Genomic DNA, 15,339 nt, shown 5'->3' with positions numbered 1-15,339 from the left:
AATTTTTGAAAGAGAAATCAAAAATTTTATCCTTTTTTATTAAACAACTTTTAAGAAAATTTCAGCCATGGCAAAATAAATTAAAAGAGCTGCTGAGTCTATTATTGTAGTAATAACGGCAGAAGCCATAATGGCTGGGTCTATGTTTACTCTTTTTGCAAAAAGAGGTAAAAGAGCCCCTAAGAATTTTGAAAATACAACAGTAAAAAATACTGTAAAAGAAATTAAAAAGGCAATTCTTGGTGAAGATGAAGTAAATAAAATTACCCTTAAAAAATTCACAACAGAAAGAACCGCTCCTGCAATAAGTCCAACTCTCATTTCCTTAAAAATAACTTTTAAAGCATCAGCCATGGTAATTTCACCAGTTGCCATTGCACGAATAACAACAGTTGAGCTTTGAGCACCGCAATTTCCTCCAGTATCAGTAATCATGGGAATGAAAGTAGTAAGGATAATGAATTGAGAAATAATTCCGTTAAACCTATCTACAATATGACCTGTAACCGTTGCTGAAATCATTAAAATCAAAAGCCAAGGGATTCTGTTTTTTGCCAGTTGCCAAGGAGTTTGATCCAAATATTCATCATCGGAAGGATTAATAGCAGCCATCTTGTGAAAGTCTTCTGTGGCTTCTTCTTCGACAATATCCAAGATATCGTCAAAAGTTATAATGCCGCAAAGTCTGTGTTCGCCGTCAACAACGGGAAGAGCAAGATAGCCATATCTTGTGAACTTATCAGCAACTACTTCCTGGTCATCAAGAGTGTTAACAAAAATAACATCATCAGTCATTATATTTTTTATAAGTTCATTTTCATCACTTATAACTATTGTCCTTAAAGATACAAAACCAAGGAGCATTTTATATTCATTTTCAACATAGCAAGTGTAAATAGTTTCCTTATCTATACCTGTGGTCTTAATGTATTGAAGGGCTTCCTTAACAGTCATCTCAGGTCTTAAGCTTACATACTCTATAGTCATTATAGAGCCGGCAGAATCTTCAGGATATCTTAAAAATTCATTTACAAGTTTTCTTGTGTCTGGAGTGGAATTTTTAAGAACTTTTGTTACAACATTGGCAGGCATCTCTTCCAAGACGTCAATCATATCGTCAAAATACAATTCTTCTAAGATTGAACGAAGTTCTTCATCAGTTATGGAATTTACAATTCTAAGTTTGTTATACATTTCCATGTATGAAAAAACATCAGCCCCCATTTCCTTGGGAAGCATTCTGAAAATTAAAAGCATGGTCTTATCGTCAAAGTCTTCGATAATCTCTGCAATATCAACAACGTTCATTTCAGCCATTGTGCTTTTAAGTTCTTTTAAGTTTTTTTCATCAATGAGTTTTTTAAAATATTCTCTATTTTCCGAGTATTCACTATAGTCCATAAGTCACCTCCATAGTTTTTGTCCATATCCATTCTAACAGTAAAGATAAAAAAATAAAACTCCGCAAGAAGCGAAGTTTTAAATTAATTTAATTTATTTGCCATGGATTTAAAGAAAAGACCAACAATTTGAGAGAACCTATTGAGCTTTGTAATATAGGCAAAATCATTTCCATAAATAATTTTTTCCTTAGGTAAATCTTCTGGGTTTCCAGTAAAGACACCTAAGACATTAATGCCCTTAAGCTTAGCATTTAAGACTTCTTTTGAAGTATCGTAAAGGGCAAAATCATCAGTGTAATCTCTAACATCCAACTTTTTTCTTCCGAGAATGGCAAGATTAACTTCATCATTAGGTCTTCCATCAGATAAGACAATTAAAAATTTTCTATCTTCCTTGTTTTTATCAATTAGATAATTCATAAGCTTTATAGCAAGGCCATCCCTGTTTGAGCCTCTTGCCTGGTAAGAAAAAATATCCTTATTTTTTGAAATATCGTCATTATAGTTTCTATATTCACGAATGGTAAGATAATTAAAAAGATTATTAAAGGCTAAAACCCTATTTTTAATTTTCAACTGACAAAGGGCAGAAGAAATAATATAGGCTTGAATGGCAACCTGAGCTTCTCTTTCATTTTGACTGGCAGAAGAATCCAGCAAAATGTCCACAGTAATTTGTCCCTTGTCATCAATAAAATTCTTTTTAAAAACTTTTGGGTCCTCAATATAATTTATTTTCCAAAGTTTTGAAACCTCAAGAGAGCCGCTTTTTGAATAAAGACTGTATTCTTCACTTTCCTTTAAGAGAGAATTTTTTATAACTTCTCTTAAGTTTCTGATTCCACGAAGATATTTAAGCTTATTTTTTTCAAACTCACTATAATTTTCCTTAAACTTTTCAAGGCTTATTTCCTTGTAGTAAGTGTCCTCTTTAAACTGGCCCTTGGTCCAATAGATTTTAATATTGGAATGGATCCCCTTAGAAATGCTGTTTTCAAGTTTTTGAATTTGATTTTTCCCAAGAGAAAGCTGACCGTAATTTTTTTCTATTACAGAAAGAAAATCTTCATTGCCGGCACTTCCATCCTTTTTATCCTTAACAAGCTTTAAATTTTCATAATTTTCTTCAAAAAATTCAGAAGAGCCTATGTTAAATTTTTCCAATTCATAATCTTTTAAAAATTGAGAATTGGATTTAGAAGAAGTCTTTAAACCAAGAGTCTTTCTACTTTTAATTTTTTCCTTAGTATCTTCTATTTTTTCTTTGGAAAGAGTCTTATCAAGATGAAAATATTTAAGATAAATTCCACTTAAAAAATCCATAAGCTCATTAACATCTTTAATGGAGCTTTTGAAAATTAAATTTAAAATTTCAACTATATTTTTGTGAGCCTTGGGATAAATTCCCCTTTCAAACTGAAAATAAGAAAGAGTAAGCTCATGGGCAAAAGAAGTGTTTCTTGTAAAAGTTAAAGTTTTAAAAATTTCATCACAATAATTTTTCCTAATGGAAATAAGGCCAGGTCTTTCCTTAAAAAGCTCTTCCTTTAAATTTTTATCAAGAGTTAAAAAGGCAAGACATAAAAAATCATCTTTGTTATTAAATTTTAAAAAAGTGCTTCTTGCAAAATCAACAAAATAATCCATTTGATATTTTTTAAAAGCATAGCCTAAAAGACAAACTTGGTAAAAAGAATCGGGATTAAAAATTTCATAGCCCCTTGCAAGATAATTTTCAGACACCGTCCAAAACAAATTGTCCCGGCGGTCCTTATTAATTTTCAAAAAAATCCTCCGGTTTAATAGAAAAATCAAAAAGAGTTTTGCAAGTATCCATAACAATTTCCTTTTCATAGGGATCAAAAGCCTTGTCCATTATGCCCATTTCAAGAGAAGGAATAAGGCCGAGACCAATTTTCATAAGTTCAAGAGAAGCAATCATCCCTCTTAAATCTATGGTCTTTGAAGAAATTTCTGAATTTAAAGACTTATCCTGCAAATCTAAAAAGAGTCTTGCAAATCTTTCCAAAAATTCCTCTTTTAAATTGCCCTCTTTTTTTAAAATTTTCTTTAAATCTTCAAACTTTATCCTGGGCATATCAATAACTAAAAATCTTGAAACCAAAGCCTCATTTAAATCTCTTGTACCTATATAACCGTAGTTCATAGTAGCAATAAATCTTGTAGCTTCGTGTAATTTTAACTTATCATAGCCAGGAACATCTATTACCCTTCTGTAATCAAGAGCCGAATGGATAGCAGAAAGGCTTTCATTTTTCGCCATATTAATTTCATCTAAGATACCAAAGCCACCGTAAAATCCACATTGATAAATAGGACCCTTTTTTAAAGTAACCCTACCATCCTTAAAAGTATCAGATCCTATTAAAGAATCAGAATCAGTACTTACATTAAGAGAAATCGTCCAAAGGGGTCTTGAAAAAAGAAGAGCTAAATTTTCTGCCAAAACATTTTTTCCCGTTGCCTTAGGGCCACTTAAAAGCAAATGGTGGCCGGATAGGATCCCTGCTATTGCCTTTTCCCAAACCTCTTTACCGTAGTATACAAAACGTGGATCGGGAATACGGTCCTTAAGATTTTCTTCCAATTTATAAAAAGCCTTAAATTTATCAACTTCTTTTAAGAGGGATTCATTTACTCCCTCATTTATTAAAATATCTTTTAACATTTTTATCCTCCGATAAAATATTATAACAGAAATAAAAAGACCTTATATAGTTTTAATCTTGTAATAAAGTCTTAATAAGGAATCTGACAATTAAATGTTATAATTAAATTAATAAAAAATAGGAGGAGTGTAATGAAAAATTTTAAAAGACATTTGTCAATGTTACTTGCCTTTATAATGCTTGTAACAATAATACCCTTTAAAAGTTTTGCAGCAAATAATGTAAAAATTTATAATGTAAAAGTTACTAATGGAGAATTTGATTTAATGGATTCTTACATTAAAGATGAAGATGAAAGTAAAAAAATAACTTTCAACCAATTTAGAAGAGAATATAGTCAAGATCCTTGGAGTCAAGGTTGGGGAACTTATGATAACAATGGGCTTTCATACATCTATGATGATGGAAATAGGAATACTTATAAAATAATTGTTCCTTCAAAAAATGTTTATTATGGTGGAAATTATATTCTAGTTCTAAAAAATGGTAGGGCTGTTGATCAATTGCATATTAGTGAAGTTAATACAAGATTTGATAATATAGGTTCCGAAGAATATTTAAAAGAAAATACAAAATTTGAAGTTGAAGAGGGAATTTTATATCTTTATCTACCAATGCTTGCTAACGGACAAAAAGGAATCTATAAAATTGATGACAAAGAAGCCCAAGAATTTTATAGAGATAAAATAGAAGTTGATCGTATTTATAACTATGGCTATGACTATAGATATGGTCAAAGACCTGAATTAAAAAATCACACGGCAGAAATAACCGTAACTGGAAAAGATAAAAAAATTTCATACACAGTTAAGTATAATCCAAGTTATGATTCTTTGAGAATCAACTATGCCTATATAGTAGGAAATAATCTTGTTTTAAACATTACTTCTGACTTTGGAATAAATGAAAGAGGGATCCAATATAGGCCAAGAGGTGATAGAGATTACAAATATGTTGATGACAATCATGGTCTTGGATATTCCTCAAGCAATAGATATCTTTTAGGAAGTTATAACGAAAACTATTATGACCCCAATAAGATTTATGACAAAAATGATTATGTTATAAAAAATGTTTTAAAGCCATCTATTCAAGAAATAATGGTAACAGACAACGGCGGCGCACGAAGATATGCAGAAATACAAATAAACTCTGAAGATGATACAAAAGTTTTATATGGAACAGCACCAAAGCAAGTTTCAGACTTTTTAAATAAGATTAAAAACGGCATTGATGTTCCAAGAGTTAAAACAAAGGATTTAATCATCCTTAAAAAGGGTGAATACCTTGATACTTTTAGAGAATTTGGAAATGAAATAAAAGATACCTTTAGAAATTTCAGTCAATATGAACTTACTTTCTCTTCACCACAAATTAATAATTTCTCTTCAAACTATCAAAAATTTGACAGCGTGGGAAGATATGAAATTGAAATTTCAAGGACAAACTCTTCAGATAAATTTAAATTTACAGTTCTTGTAATTGATGGAAAAAATAATGTTTTAAATTATGAACTTGTTAAAAATCCAAAGGCAAAGAAAGAAACCTTTAAGCCTATGGAAGCTTTTAAATTTAACACATCAGACAAGAAAGATCCAAATCCAATAGGATACTATGCAATCTATGACGGAAAATATTACAGAATGAATGATGACATCAAATTTAAAGCAGGAGAAACAAAGGCAAAATTCACTGTAAGAGATATTATAAACAACAGAGACATTCAAGTAGAAATTGAACAAACAATGCTACAAACAATGACAAAAGCTGAAGCAAGAAATAAATTTACAGATATTTTCGGACACTGGGCTGAAGATAAAATTGTAACTATGGTTGCAATGGGTGTAATAAACGGATATCCTAACAACACCTTTAGACCAGAAAATAAAATTTCAGATAGAGAAGCTCTTTCAATGCTTGGACTTTTTGCTCAAACTCTTGATGAAAACAAAGTTAATAAAGTTGTAAATGAAAATCCTTATTTCTCATCATCAACATGGGGAAATGAAAATGTAAAATATGTTCTTCAAAGAATTCCTACAAATATTTTCTCAGGAAAGAATCTTGAAGATAATATTACAAGAGAAGAAGTTGCTTATGTAATGGCTCATCTATTTAAATATAACAACACAGGAAGCGACAAGGGCCTTTCAGACGTTTCAAGTTCAGCATACGCTCAAGAAGTTAGACAATTAATTTCTGCAGGAACTATAAGCGGATATCCTGAAGGAAAATTCAAACCTAAGAACAACATTAAGAGAAGCGAATTTGCAACAATGTTATTCTTTATTCCAGGAATCAACTTTGATTTTGTAAAATAATAAAAAATTAAGAAAAGGCGGACCTTAGGTCTGCCTTTTTTCATATGTAAAAAATAAATTTTAAAAATGCTTCACGTAGAGCGTAAAAAAATATTTTATAAAAAATTTTGTTTTTTTTCTCCCACCAAATTCACGCGGACCGGTAAACCGGTCCCTACAGCCCACAAAGGCCCACGCACAAATTTATTGTAATTTAATCCAAACATGAAATCCACACGCGAATGTGGGGTAATTTTATGCGAAGAGATTTCAAAAGATTAAAACCCTGCAATCGAATGTAGGGACCAATTTATTGGTCCGGCGGCGAAGCCGAATAATTTGAAACAAAATAAAAAAATGAAAAAGAAAAGTTGTGGAAAAAATATAAATTGAAAAAATTAAAAAAATAAAAAGATGCTCTACGTAGAGCGTAAAAAAATATTTTATAAAAAATTTTGTTTTTTTCTCTCACAAAAGACACGCGGACCAACAGCAAATATCTGCTATTGGTCTGGTGGAGAATCCGAATAAAAGAAAAAAACATAAAAATAAAAGACTCTAATGAGTCTTTCATTTTTTAGAGATTTATTATGCATTAGTTAGTCCGGTTAAAAATTAATGGACTTAAGATATTTGATTGGATAAATAACAAATCTTTTACAATATGTATTATTTATCCGGTAAAATCGGCTATAATCTGGTATTTTATTTGTATTAATTTATTTTTCATGGTTAATATAAAATATAATTTATGAGAGGTTCAGATTTATTTTACCTATCAAATAGCTTAAATATATGATAGCAATTATCACTAATCTTGTCAATCATTTTTTTTTAAAATTTTTGAAAATTTTTTATTTTAAATTTTATGATAGAAAATTGTTTTTATCCTTAATAGGGGTATATATTTAAAAATAAAACAAATTTGATGAGGAGAGAAAAAAATGAAGATTTTTCCTATAAAGGCCTTTGAAGATAATTATATTTGGCTTATTGAAAAAAATAATGGAGTAATTATTGTTGATCCTGGTCAAAGTAAAGATCTTTTAAATTATTTAAGGGACAAAAAGCCATATGGTATTTTACTTACTCATAACCATTATGACCACACAGGAGGGGTCATGGACATTAAAAAAGTTTATGGAGATATTTTGGTATATGGTCCAGAGGAAACTAGCCTTATAAACGATGTGAACCTTTCTGACGGAGATGTTTTTAGCCTTATGGGTTTGAATTTTTCAGTTATGGAAACTTCTGGGCATACCCATGGTCACCTTTCTTATTTATTTGATGACAATCTATTTTGTGGAGATGCTCTTTTTATGGCAGGATGTGGTAGGGTTTTTACAGAAGATTACCAGTTGGCTTTTAAGACTATTGAAAAGTTTAAGGGTCTTAGTGATTTTATAAAGGTTTATCCGGCTCATGAATATAGTCTTCATAATTTGGATTTTTCTAAAAAATTTATGCCCAGTGCTAGGGTGGATGAAGAGTATAAAAGGGTTAAGGCTCTTAGGGAAAACAATAAGGTAACTTTACCTACTAGCATAGGTCTTGAAAAGGAAATAAATCCTTTTTTTAGGGCTAAGAATTTTGAAGATTTTGTAAGACTCAGAAAGGAAAGGGACAATTTTTAATAAAAAATAAAAAAACGATGAGATTTTAATTTTCTCATCGTTTTTTGAATTATAAAAATCTTTATTTATCATCTTTCATTGAGCATGAACCCTTGTCGCAACCACAGCCACAGCCGCAGTCACAACCTTTAGTTTTTTTGACATGCTTTATAGCAAAAACTACTACGATTAAAAGGATGATACCTATAATCCAAGTTACCATTAGTTAAGCACCTTCTTATTTTTTAAATCTTTTTCATATAGATTTTCTTTTGTCCTGTCAGGTCTGAATATGAAGTATAGATAAACTATAAGGATAACCAAAGCTACTCCTGTTCCTAAGCTGAAGGCTTCTTTTAATACAAGAACTCTTCCGAATTGATAAATCATAAGAGCTATTGTATAAGAGAAAACGATTTGGTAAGCAGTTGCAAAGGCAAACCACTTCGCTGAACCCAATTCGGATTTTATTGAACCTAAAGCTGCAAAGCAAGGAACTGTAAGTTGGTTAAAGAATACAAAGGCAAAAATAGTTACAGGGTTAAATTGTGTGCTTAAAAGTTGTATAAGGGGAGCAACGTTATCTTCAACATCTCCAAGACCTGCAACAACTCCATAAGTTCCAACAACAACTTCCTTTGCAACAAGACCTAAAATTGTAGAAACAGTAGCCATCCAGTTTCCGAAACCTAAAGGTTTAAAGATAAAGGAAAGTTTCTTTCCTACAAAAGCAAGGATTGAATCTGCTGAAGCATCATCCCAAGAAAGAAATTGACCGCTTGTAGAAATATTTTGTAAGAACCAAATAACAATAGTCATAAGAAGGATTATTGTTCCGGCTTTTATAACGAAAGCCTTGCCTCTGAAATATGTTGCACGAAATACATTGTAGGCACTTGGCATATGATATTCAGGAAGTTCCATTACGAAAGGAGCAGGATCACCGTGGAATAGGTTTGTCTTTTTAAGCATAATTCCTGAAAGAATTACGGCAGTAATTCCTCCGAAGTACCAAACTGGACCATACCACCAAACACCTGGGAAAAATGCTGCAAAAAGTGCTATGATGGCAGTTTTTGCACCACAGGGCATAAAGGATGAAACCATAATTGTCATACGCCTATCATTGTTGTTTTCAATGGTTCTTGTTCCCATAATTGCAGGAACTGAACAACCTGTTCCGATTAAAATAGGAATAAATGATTTTCCTGAAAGTCCAAATCTCCTAAAAATTCTGTCCAAAATAAAGGCTATTCTTGACATGTAACCGCAGTCTTCCAAGATTGCTATACAAAGGAAAAGAGCAACAATTACAGGTAAGAATCCTAAAACAGCTCCAACTCCTGCGACTATACCATCAACAATAAGAGATGTAAGCCAAGGAGCAGTACCAGCACCTTCTAAAAACTTTTGAACGTTTCCTCCTACAATTTCTGCAAAGAATACATCATTTACCCAGTCAGTTACAGGACCACCAACGATTTTTACGGCAAAGTAATAAATACCTATCATTAGAATTGCAAAAATTGGAATTGCTAAAAATCTGTTGGTAACAATTTTATCTATTTTGTCAGATGTTGTAAGTCCTAGATTTTTTTTCTTTACTGAATTTTGAGTAAGCTTTGTTACAAAGTTATATCTGTTGTCAGTGACTATTCCTTCAGCATCGTCATCATAAGCTTCTTCAAAATCATCTCTTATTTCTTTAAGTCTTTTGCTTTCTTCAGAAGTAAGAGAATAATCTTCTAAGACTTTTTCGTCTTCTTCAAACATCTTTACAGCCAACCATCTTTTTGAGATATGGTCTCTAATGGAAGAAAAGTTTTCAATTTCCTTAAAAGCTTCTTCAAGTTTAGAATCAAAAGTTATAAGTTCTTCATTTTTAGTTGCTGCAAGCTTTCTTGCTTCTTCGATTAAAGTATTGATGTTTTTGTGGTGAAGAGCTGAAATTTCAACTACTTTACACTTTAAAATATTTTCAATTTTTTTTTGTATCTATTGTATCCCCGTTTTTTTCAACAACATCAATCATGTTAAGAGCTAAAATAAGAGGAATTCCTATCTCTATAAGTTGAGTTGCAAGATACAAATTTCTTTCTACATTTGAAGCATCAACAACATCTATAATTACATCAGGATGTTCATTAAGTAAAAAATCTCTTGATACAACCTCTTCAAGGGTATAGGGAGAAAGAGAGTATATACCAGGAAGGTCAGTAAAAAATACATCCTTATCATTTTTATAGCGTCCGGTCTTTTTTTCTACAGTAACTCCGGGCCAGTTACCTACATATTGATTAGCTCCGGTCAAAGCATTAAACAAGGTTGATTTACCACTGTTTGGATTGCCGGCAAGAGCAATATTAATTGTCATTTTCTCGTCCCAAAACTTGTTCAATTTCAATTAACTCAGCATCATCACGTCTTATACTAAGTTCATAGTTACGTACGTTAATTTGTACAGGATCTCCAAGAGGGGCAACTTTTCTTATAAAAATTTTGCTTCCCTTAGTAAGCCCCATGTACATAATTCTTCTTTTTAAAGGACCCTTGCCATTGATTTTTGTAATTGTGTAATAATTACCAACGACAGAGTCTTTTAAAGTAAGTTTTTCGTCCATTTTTATAACTCCTCTACAATTATTTTTTTGGCGATATCTTTTCCAAGAGCAAGTCTCGAATCTTTAATTTTAACTATTAAATTTCCGTCATTTTCAAAAACAACACGAACTTTAGCTCCCTTTACAAAGCCTAAATTGGCTATATGAGCTAAAATTTCATCCTTTGTTTTTTTATCTTTAATCATGGCAACTTTAAGATCCACATCCTTAGGAGCCATTATAAGACTAATCAAAACATCACCTCATTATTTAAAATTTAACTTTTAAAAGAATTTATTTAAATTTATAAAAAATTCCGAAATGCCTTTTAATAAAATTATCAATATTAAAAGGCATTAAATAATGTACTATAAGTGATACATAAAATAAGTGATACATAAAATCAATGATATTAATTATATTTTAGAATAAAAAATAAATAAAATTTTATAAAAAAGAAATTTTAATTTATAATATTTAAAACAAATTAAAAAAATATTTTTAAAATATAATTATATTTATTAAATAGGAGAAAAAATGAAAGGAATTAGTGCAAATTTAATAATAGCTTTAGGCTGTATTATTCCAGGCCTTATGACAGGGCTTGGAGCAATACCCATATTTTTTACAAAATCAGTATCACAAAAGGTCCTGGATGTACTTTTAGGAGCGGCAGCGGGAGTTATGCTTTCGGCGACCTGTTTTTCCTTAATACTTCCCAGCATAGAATATGGAGGAGGAGATTTAAAAGCAGTATTAATTGCATCGGCGGGTATATTTTTAGGGGCTTTAATGCTGGATATGATTGATAAGTATGCACCCCATGAGCATTTAATAGATAAAAGAGTTGAAGGGAAAAATACTGAAAGTTTAAAGAAAATTTGGCTTTTTGTAATTGCCATAACAATTCATAATTTTCCCGAAGGACTTGCAACAGGAGTAGGATTTGGAACGGAAAATATTTCAAATGGTATAGCAATAGCTTTAGGAATAGGACTACAAAATATGCCTGAAGGAATGGCAGTAGCCCTTGCCCTTGTAAGAGAAGATTATTCAAAGAAAAGCGCCTTTTTAATTGCATTATTTACAGGGCTTATTGAACCCCTTGGAGCTTTTTTAGGCTTTGGTTTAGTATCTATATTTAGACCCTTAATAGGATTTATCCTAGCCCTTGCAGGAGGAGCTATGCTTTTTGTAATAAGCGATGAAATAATCCCCGAAACCCATTCCAACGGTTTTGAAAGGGAAGCAACATATGGGATTATAATAGGCTTTATAATAATGATGATTTTAGACATACTTTTAGGATAAAAATAAGGAGGAAAAAATGAAAGACAAAAGATTTAAAAAAATTTATGGCCAAGGATTTGTAGACAATCTAAATATCTTTATAGATTTGGAAACTGGAGTAAATTATTTGTCCTTTGTAAACGGATACGCAGGAGGTCTTACACCCCTTCTTGATAAGGACGGAAAAGTAGTAATAACAGATCCAAGGGAATATGAAGATTAAAAAATAAAAATGCTTCACGTGAAGCGTAAAAAATATTTTGTAAAAAATATTGATTTTGTTTTCTCGCCATAGAGTCTTATAGAAGTTTTGTAGGGACCAACTTTGAAGACCTAACCCGATTTTTGAAAAAAATCGTGGTAGGTCTCATGCAACTATTTGCCCAAATCTTTGATTTGGCTGCAAATATCTGCTATTGGTCCGGCGGCGAAGCCAAATAAAAGAAAATAAAAAAACGAAAAAGAAAAAATATGGATAAAAAGTTTATTGAAAAATAAAAATAAAAATGCTCTACGTAAAGCATAAAAAACAAATTAAAAAAATGCCGAAAACTCGGCATTTTATTTTTTTATATTTGCTTTTTGTATTTACTTTTTTAGGATTCCTGAAATCCCCATAGCTCCAGGTCCGCCGTGACAGGCAATAACAGAGCCAGTATTAAACCAATCATAATCTTCAATCTTATGAAAAGAAAGAAGAGATTCTATATTTTTAATATGACCTTCGTTTAAATCTGGGACTTTCACAAGTCTTATGGAACCTTCTTCAAAATCATTTTCTCTGAAAAACTCATTTATCAATTTTCTATAGGCAATTTTAAAAGATCCCATATATTTTTTTCCTGCAACTAAATAGCCATTTTCAATATTTATAGTTGGAAAAATTCTTAAGAGAATGGCTCCTAAATATGCGGCGTTGGAAACTCTGCCTCCCGCCCTTAAAAATAAGAGGGTTTGAGGTAAAAATATAAAGCGAAGTCTTTCTCTTACATCTTCCACAAAAGCAATAATATCCTCGGGACTTGCATCTTTATTTTTTTCAATAAATTTTGCCGTTTCAATCACTAGGCTGCCAAGGCCCACGCTTACATTTTTACTATCTATTAAATAGACATTATCAAAGTTTTCAGCAGCAAGTCTTGCAGAATTAAAGGACACTGTTGTTACGGAAGAATAGGCTATATAAATAATTTTTGCATCTTTATTTTCCTCATTTATTTGTTTAAAAACTTTCTCAAAGTCACCAGGAGTTGCTCCTGATGTTGTGGCTAAGGATTTTTCCTTGTCATAGTAATCGAAAATTTTTTCAACTTGCACATCTTTGTCATCATAGGTTTTATCTCCCATAGTTACGTGCATTTGGACTATTTTTATCTTATATTTATCTAAATATTTTTGCGGCAAATCCGATCCACTTTCTGTTACTAATATATATTTATTCATAGTAACTCCCCGAATTCTATTAATATTAATTTTACAATTGTTTAAAAATTTTAAAATTTAAAATAATTGTAATATAGAAAAATTTTTCAAGCAAGGAATTTTATTTTATTTAGTAAAAAACAAACTTTATCTTAGATATTTTATACAAAAAGAATTATAAAACTAACTTTAAAAAATCGTGAAAATGTTTTACACTGTTCAGACCACTTACATGTTATTAAAATCAAAATTTTTAAAAACATAAAAAAATAACTATTTATAAAAATTTTTTTGATATTTATTTTTATAGAAGATAATTAATATAAGACTTAATAAGTATAGATATGATTTAAAAAACTTTAAAAAACTTATTGCTATATAAAGCCTTTATTGCGATGATGTGATGGAGATCACAAAAACAATATTTTAAACGAAAATTTAAAGTTATAAGCATTTTTAATGTTTATTTAAAATTTATATAAGTTAAAAGCTATACATTTTCGGACTTTAAAGCAAGATTTCGACAAATAAATAGAAAAATGCCATGTTAACATTTTCATTTAGTGTTATAATGAGATTAGCTCTAAGGAGTTAAAAATTTTTTTATAGGAGGGAACTATGGAAAACAGAGTTAAGCCAAAGGGATCGGCACTAATACCTTTCATAGTATTTATTGCATTTTATTTAGGCACAGGTTTTTATCTGAATGCTACTGGTGTAGAACTTGCATTCTACCAAATCCCGGCCCCAATTTCCGTAATTGTAGGTATTATCGTTGCCTTCATCATGTTTAAAGGAAGCGTTGATGACAAGTTTGAAGCCTTTATTAAAGGCTGTGGTGACGAAAACATCATTATCATGTGTATTATTTACATACTTGCAGGTGCTTTCGCATCAGTTTCAAAAGCCATGGGTGGTGTTGATTCTACAGTAAACTTAGGTATGAGCGTTATACCGCCGCAATTTTTAACAGCAGGTATATTTTTAATGGCTGCTTTTATTTCACTGGCAACAGGCACTTCAGTAGGTACAATTTCAACAGTTGGACCTATAGCAGTAGGTCTTGCTACTAAAGCCGGCCTTGATATGCCTCTTGTTCTTGGTGCACTTGTTGGTGGAGCAATGTTTGGAGATAACTTGTCAGTTATTTCAGATACTACTATTGCCGCTACAAGAACTCAAAATGTAGAAATGAGAGATAAGTTCAGAATGAACTTTAAAATCGCTCTTCCTGCAGCAATTATAACTTTTGTTTTGCTTTTAATTTTTGCAAGACCTGAAGTTATAGTTAAACAAGATAATTTGGAATACACCTTTATTAAGGTTGTACCTTACTTAGTAGTTTTAGTTGCTGCTATAGCAGGTATGAACGTATTCTTAGTACTTATGGCAGGTATTATTTTATCAGCTGTTATTGGTGTAGGTACTGGTTCCATTGCCCTTTTAGATGTTTCAGCAAACATTTGGGGTGGATTTACAGGTATGTTTGAAATCTTCTTACTTTCTATGTTAACAGGAGGACTTGCTTACATGGTTAGAAAAGAAGGTGGAATTGAATGGATTATTCAAAAGACAAAGAATTTCTTAGGTGGAGAAAAATCTGCTGAAGTAGGTACTTCAGTATTGGTATCTTTACTTGACGCTGCAGTTGCAAACAATACAGTTGCAATTATAATAGCAGGTCCTGTAGCCAAAGAATTTTCTAATGAGTTTAAGGTTGACCCAAGACGTACTGCATCACTTCTTGACACTTTCTCTTGCGTAATGCAAGGATTTATACCATATGGTGCTCAAGTTCTTATTGCAGCAGGTCTTACTGAAGGAGCAGTAGCACCTTTCCAAATTATGCCATATTTCTGGTATCAATTTATACTTGCTATTGTTGCTTTAATCTCAATATGGGTTCCATTTACTAAACCAAAAGAAACTTGGAACTTTGAATATGACATGAGGCAAGACGAAGCACAAAAATACATCGATCAAGGTGTAAAACCGGAAGATGTAGCACGTGTTTAATA

Annotated in this window: 12 protein-coding genes and 1 pseudogene; 5 read left to right on the top strand and 8 right to left on the bottom strand. The window is 31.2% G+C overall.

What is annotated here, in order from left to right; genetic code table 11:
* Positions 1–39: 39 nt before the first annotated feature.
* The 3 genes from mgtE to HMPREF1253_RS06845 all read right to left on the bottom strand — a co-directional run bounded on the left by mgtE (position 40) and on the right by HMPREF1253_RS06845 (position 4,092).
* A complete protein-coding gene (gene mgtE / locus HMPREF1253_RS06855; protein WP_023056093.1) occupies positions 40–1,401 on the bottom strand; it encodes a magnesium transporter in 1,362 nt (453 codons plus the stop codon).
* 83 nt (positions 1,402–1,484) lie between these two features.
* Complete coding sequence (locus HMPREF1253_RS06850; RefSeq protein WP_052648948.1) at positions 1,485–3,188, bottom strand: hypothetical protein; 1,704 nt, start codon at positions 3,186–3,188, stop codon at positions 1,485–1,487.
* Positions 3,178–4,092, bottom strand: coding sequence for an AAA family ATPase (locus HMPREF1253_RS06845; RefSeq protein WP_023056112.1), 915 nt, complete (start codon positions 4,090–4,092; stop codon positions 3,178–3,180). The genes HMPREF1253_RS06850 and HMPREF1253_RS06845 overlap by 11 nt, the downstream gene beginning before the upstream one ends.
* 132 nt (positions 4,093–4,224) lie before the next feature.
* Here HMPREF1253_RS06845 and HMPREF1253_RS06840 point away from each other — a divergent pair, with 132 nt between their 5' ends.
* Together HMPREF1253_RS06840 and gloB are read left to right on the top strand one after the other, a co-directional pair.
* On the top strand, positions 4,225–6,414 hold the full coding sequence (locus HMPREF1253_RS06840) for an S-layer homology domain-containing protein (RefSeq protein ID WP_023056109.1): 2,190 nt from the start codon (positions 4,225–4,227) through the stop codon (positions 6,412–6,414).
* Between the two features lie 923 nt (positions 6,415–7,337).
* On the top strand, positions 7,338–8,030 hold the full coding sequence (gene gloB, locus HMPREF1253_RS06835; RefSeq protein ID WP_023056043.1) for a hydroxyacylglutathione hydrolase: 693 nt from the start codon (positions 7,338–7,340) through the stop codon (positions 8,028–8,030).
* Between the two features lie 61 nt (positions 8,031–8,091).
* Here the strand turns inward: gloB and HMPREF1253_RS09960 are convergent, their stop codons facing one another.
* The 4 genes and pseudogenes from HMPREF1253_RS09960 to HMPREF1253_RS06820 form a co-directional block, all read right to left on the bottom strand.
* Entirely contained in the window at positions 8,092–8,232 is a 141-nt protein-coding gene (locus HMPREF1253_RS09960) for a FeoB-associated Cys-rich membrane protein (RefSeq protein ID WP_023056012.1), read from the bottom strand.
* Positions 8,232–10,383 (bottom strand): annotated as a pseudogene (feoB, locus tag HMPREF1253_RS06830) (ferrous iron transport protein B). Before feoB ends, HMPREF1253_RS09960 begins: the two are co-directional and overlap by 1 nt.
* Complete coding sequence (locus HMPREF1253_RS06825) at positions 10,373–10,630, bottom strand: ferrous iron transport protein A (protein WP_023056120.1); 258 nt, start codon at positions 10,628–10,630, stop codon at positions 10,373–10,375. Before HMPREF1253_RS06825 ends, feoB begins: the two are co-directional and overlap by 11 nt.
* Before the next feature lie 2 nt (positions 10,631–10,632).
* A complete protein-coding gene (locus tag HMPREF1253_RS06820; protein ID WP_023056029.1) occupies positions 10,633–10,863 on the bottom strand; it encodes a FeoA family protein in 231 nt (76 codons plus the stop codon).
* Positions 10,864–11,146: 283 nt separating this feature from the next.
* Between HMPREF1253_RS06820 and HMPREF1253_RS06815 the strand changes: the two genes are divergently transcribed.
* On the top strand, positions 11,147–11,920 hold the full coding sequence (locus HMPREF1253_RS06815; protein ID WP_023056020.1) for a ZIP family metal transporter: 774 nt from the start codon (positions 11,147–11,149) through the stop codon (positions 11,918–11,920).
* A gap of 16 nt (positions 11,921–11,936) precedes the next feature.
* Positions 11,937–12,122 (top strand): DUF6440 family protein, encoded by a 186-nt coding sequence (locus tag HMPREF1253_RS06810; RefSeq protein ID WP_023056094.1) that lies wholly within the window; start codon positions 11,937–11,939, stop codon positions 12,120–12,122.
* A 365-nt stretch (positions 12,123–12,487) separates the two neighbouring features.
* Here HMPREF1253_RS06810 and HMPREF1253_RS06805 read toward each other — a convergent pair whose 3' ends face one another.
* Positions 12,488–13,342, bottom strand: coding sequence for a DegV family protein (locus tag HMPREF1253_RS06805; RefSeq protein WP_023056016.1), 855 nt, complete (start codon positions 13,340–13,342; stop codon positions 12,488–12,490).
* A gap of 597 nt (positions 13,343–13,939) precedes the next feature.
* On the opposite strand from HMPREF1253_RS06805, the gene HMPREF1253_RS06800 reads away from it, so the two are divergent.
* Entirely contained in the window at positions 13,940–15,337 is a 1,398-nt protein-coding gene (locus HMPREF1253_RS06800; protein WP_023056050.1) for a Na+/H+ antiporter NhaC family protein, read from the top strand.
* Positions 15,338–15,339 lie beyond the last annotated feature (2 nt).

The sequence above is a fragment of the Peptoniphilus sp. BV3C26 genome, assembly GCF_000478985.1.
Lineage (GTDB): Bacteria > Bacillota > Clostridia > Tissierellales > Peptoniphilaceae > Peptoniphilus_B > Peptoniphilus_B koenoeneniae.
The sequence above is the reverse complement of the archived record's forward strand: the minus strand, read 5'-3'. Positions and strand labels throughout refer to the sequence as shown.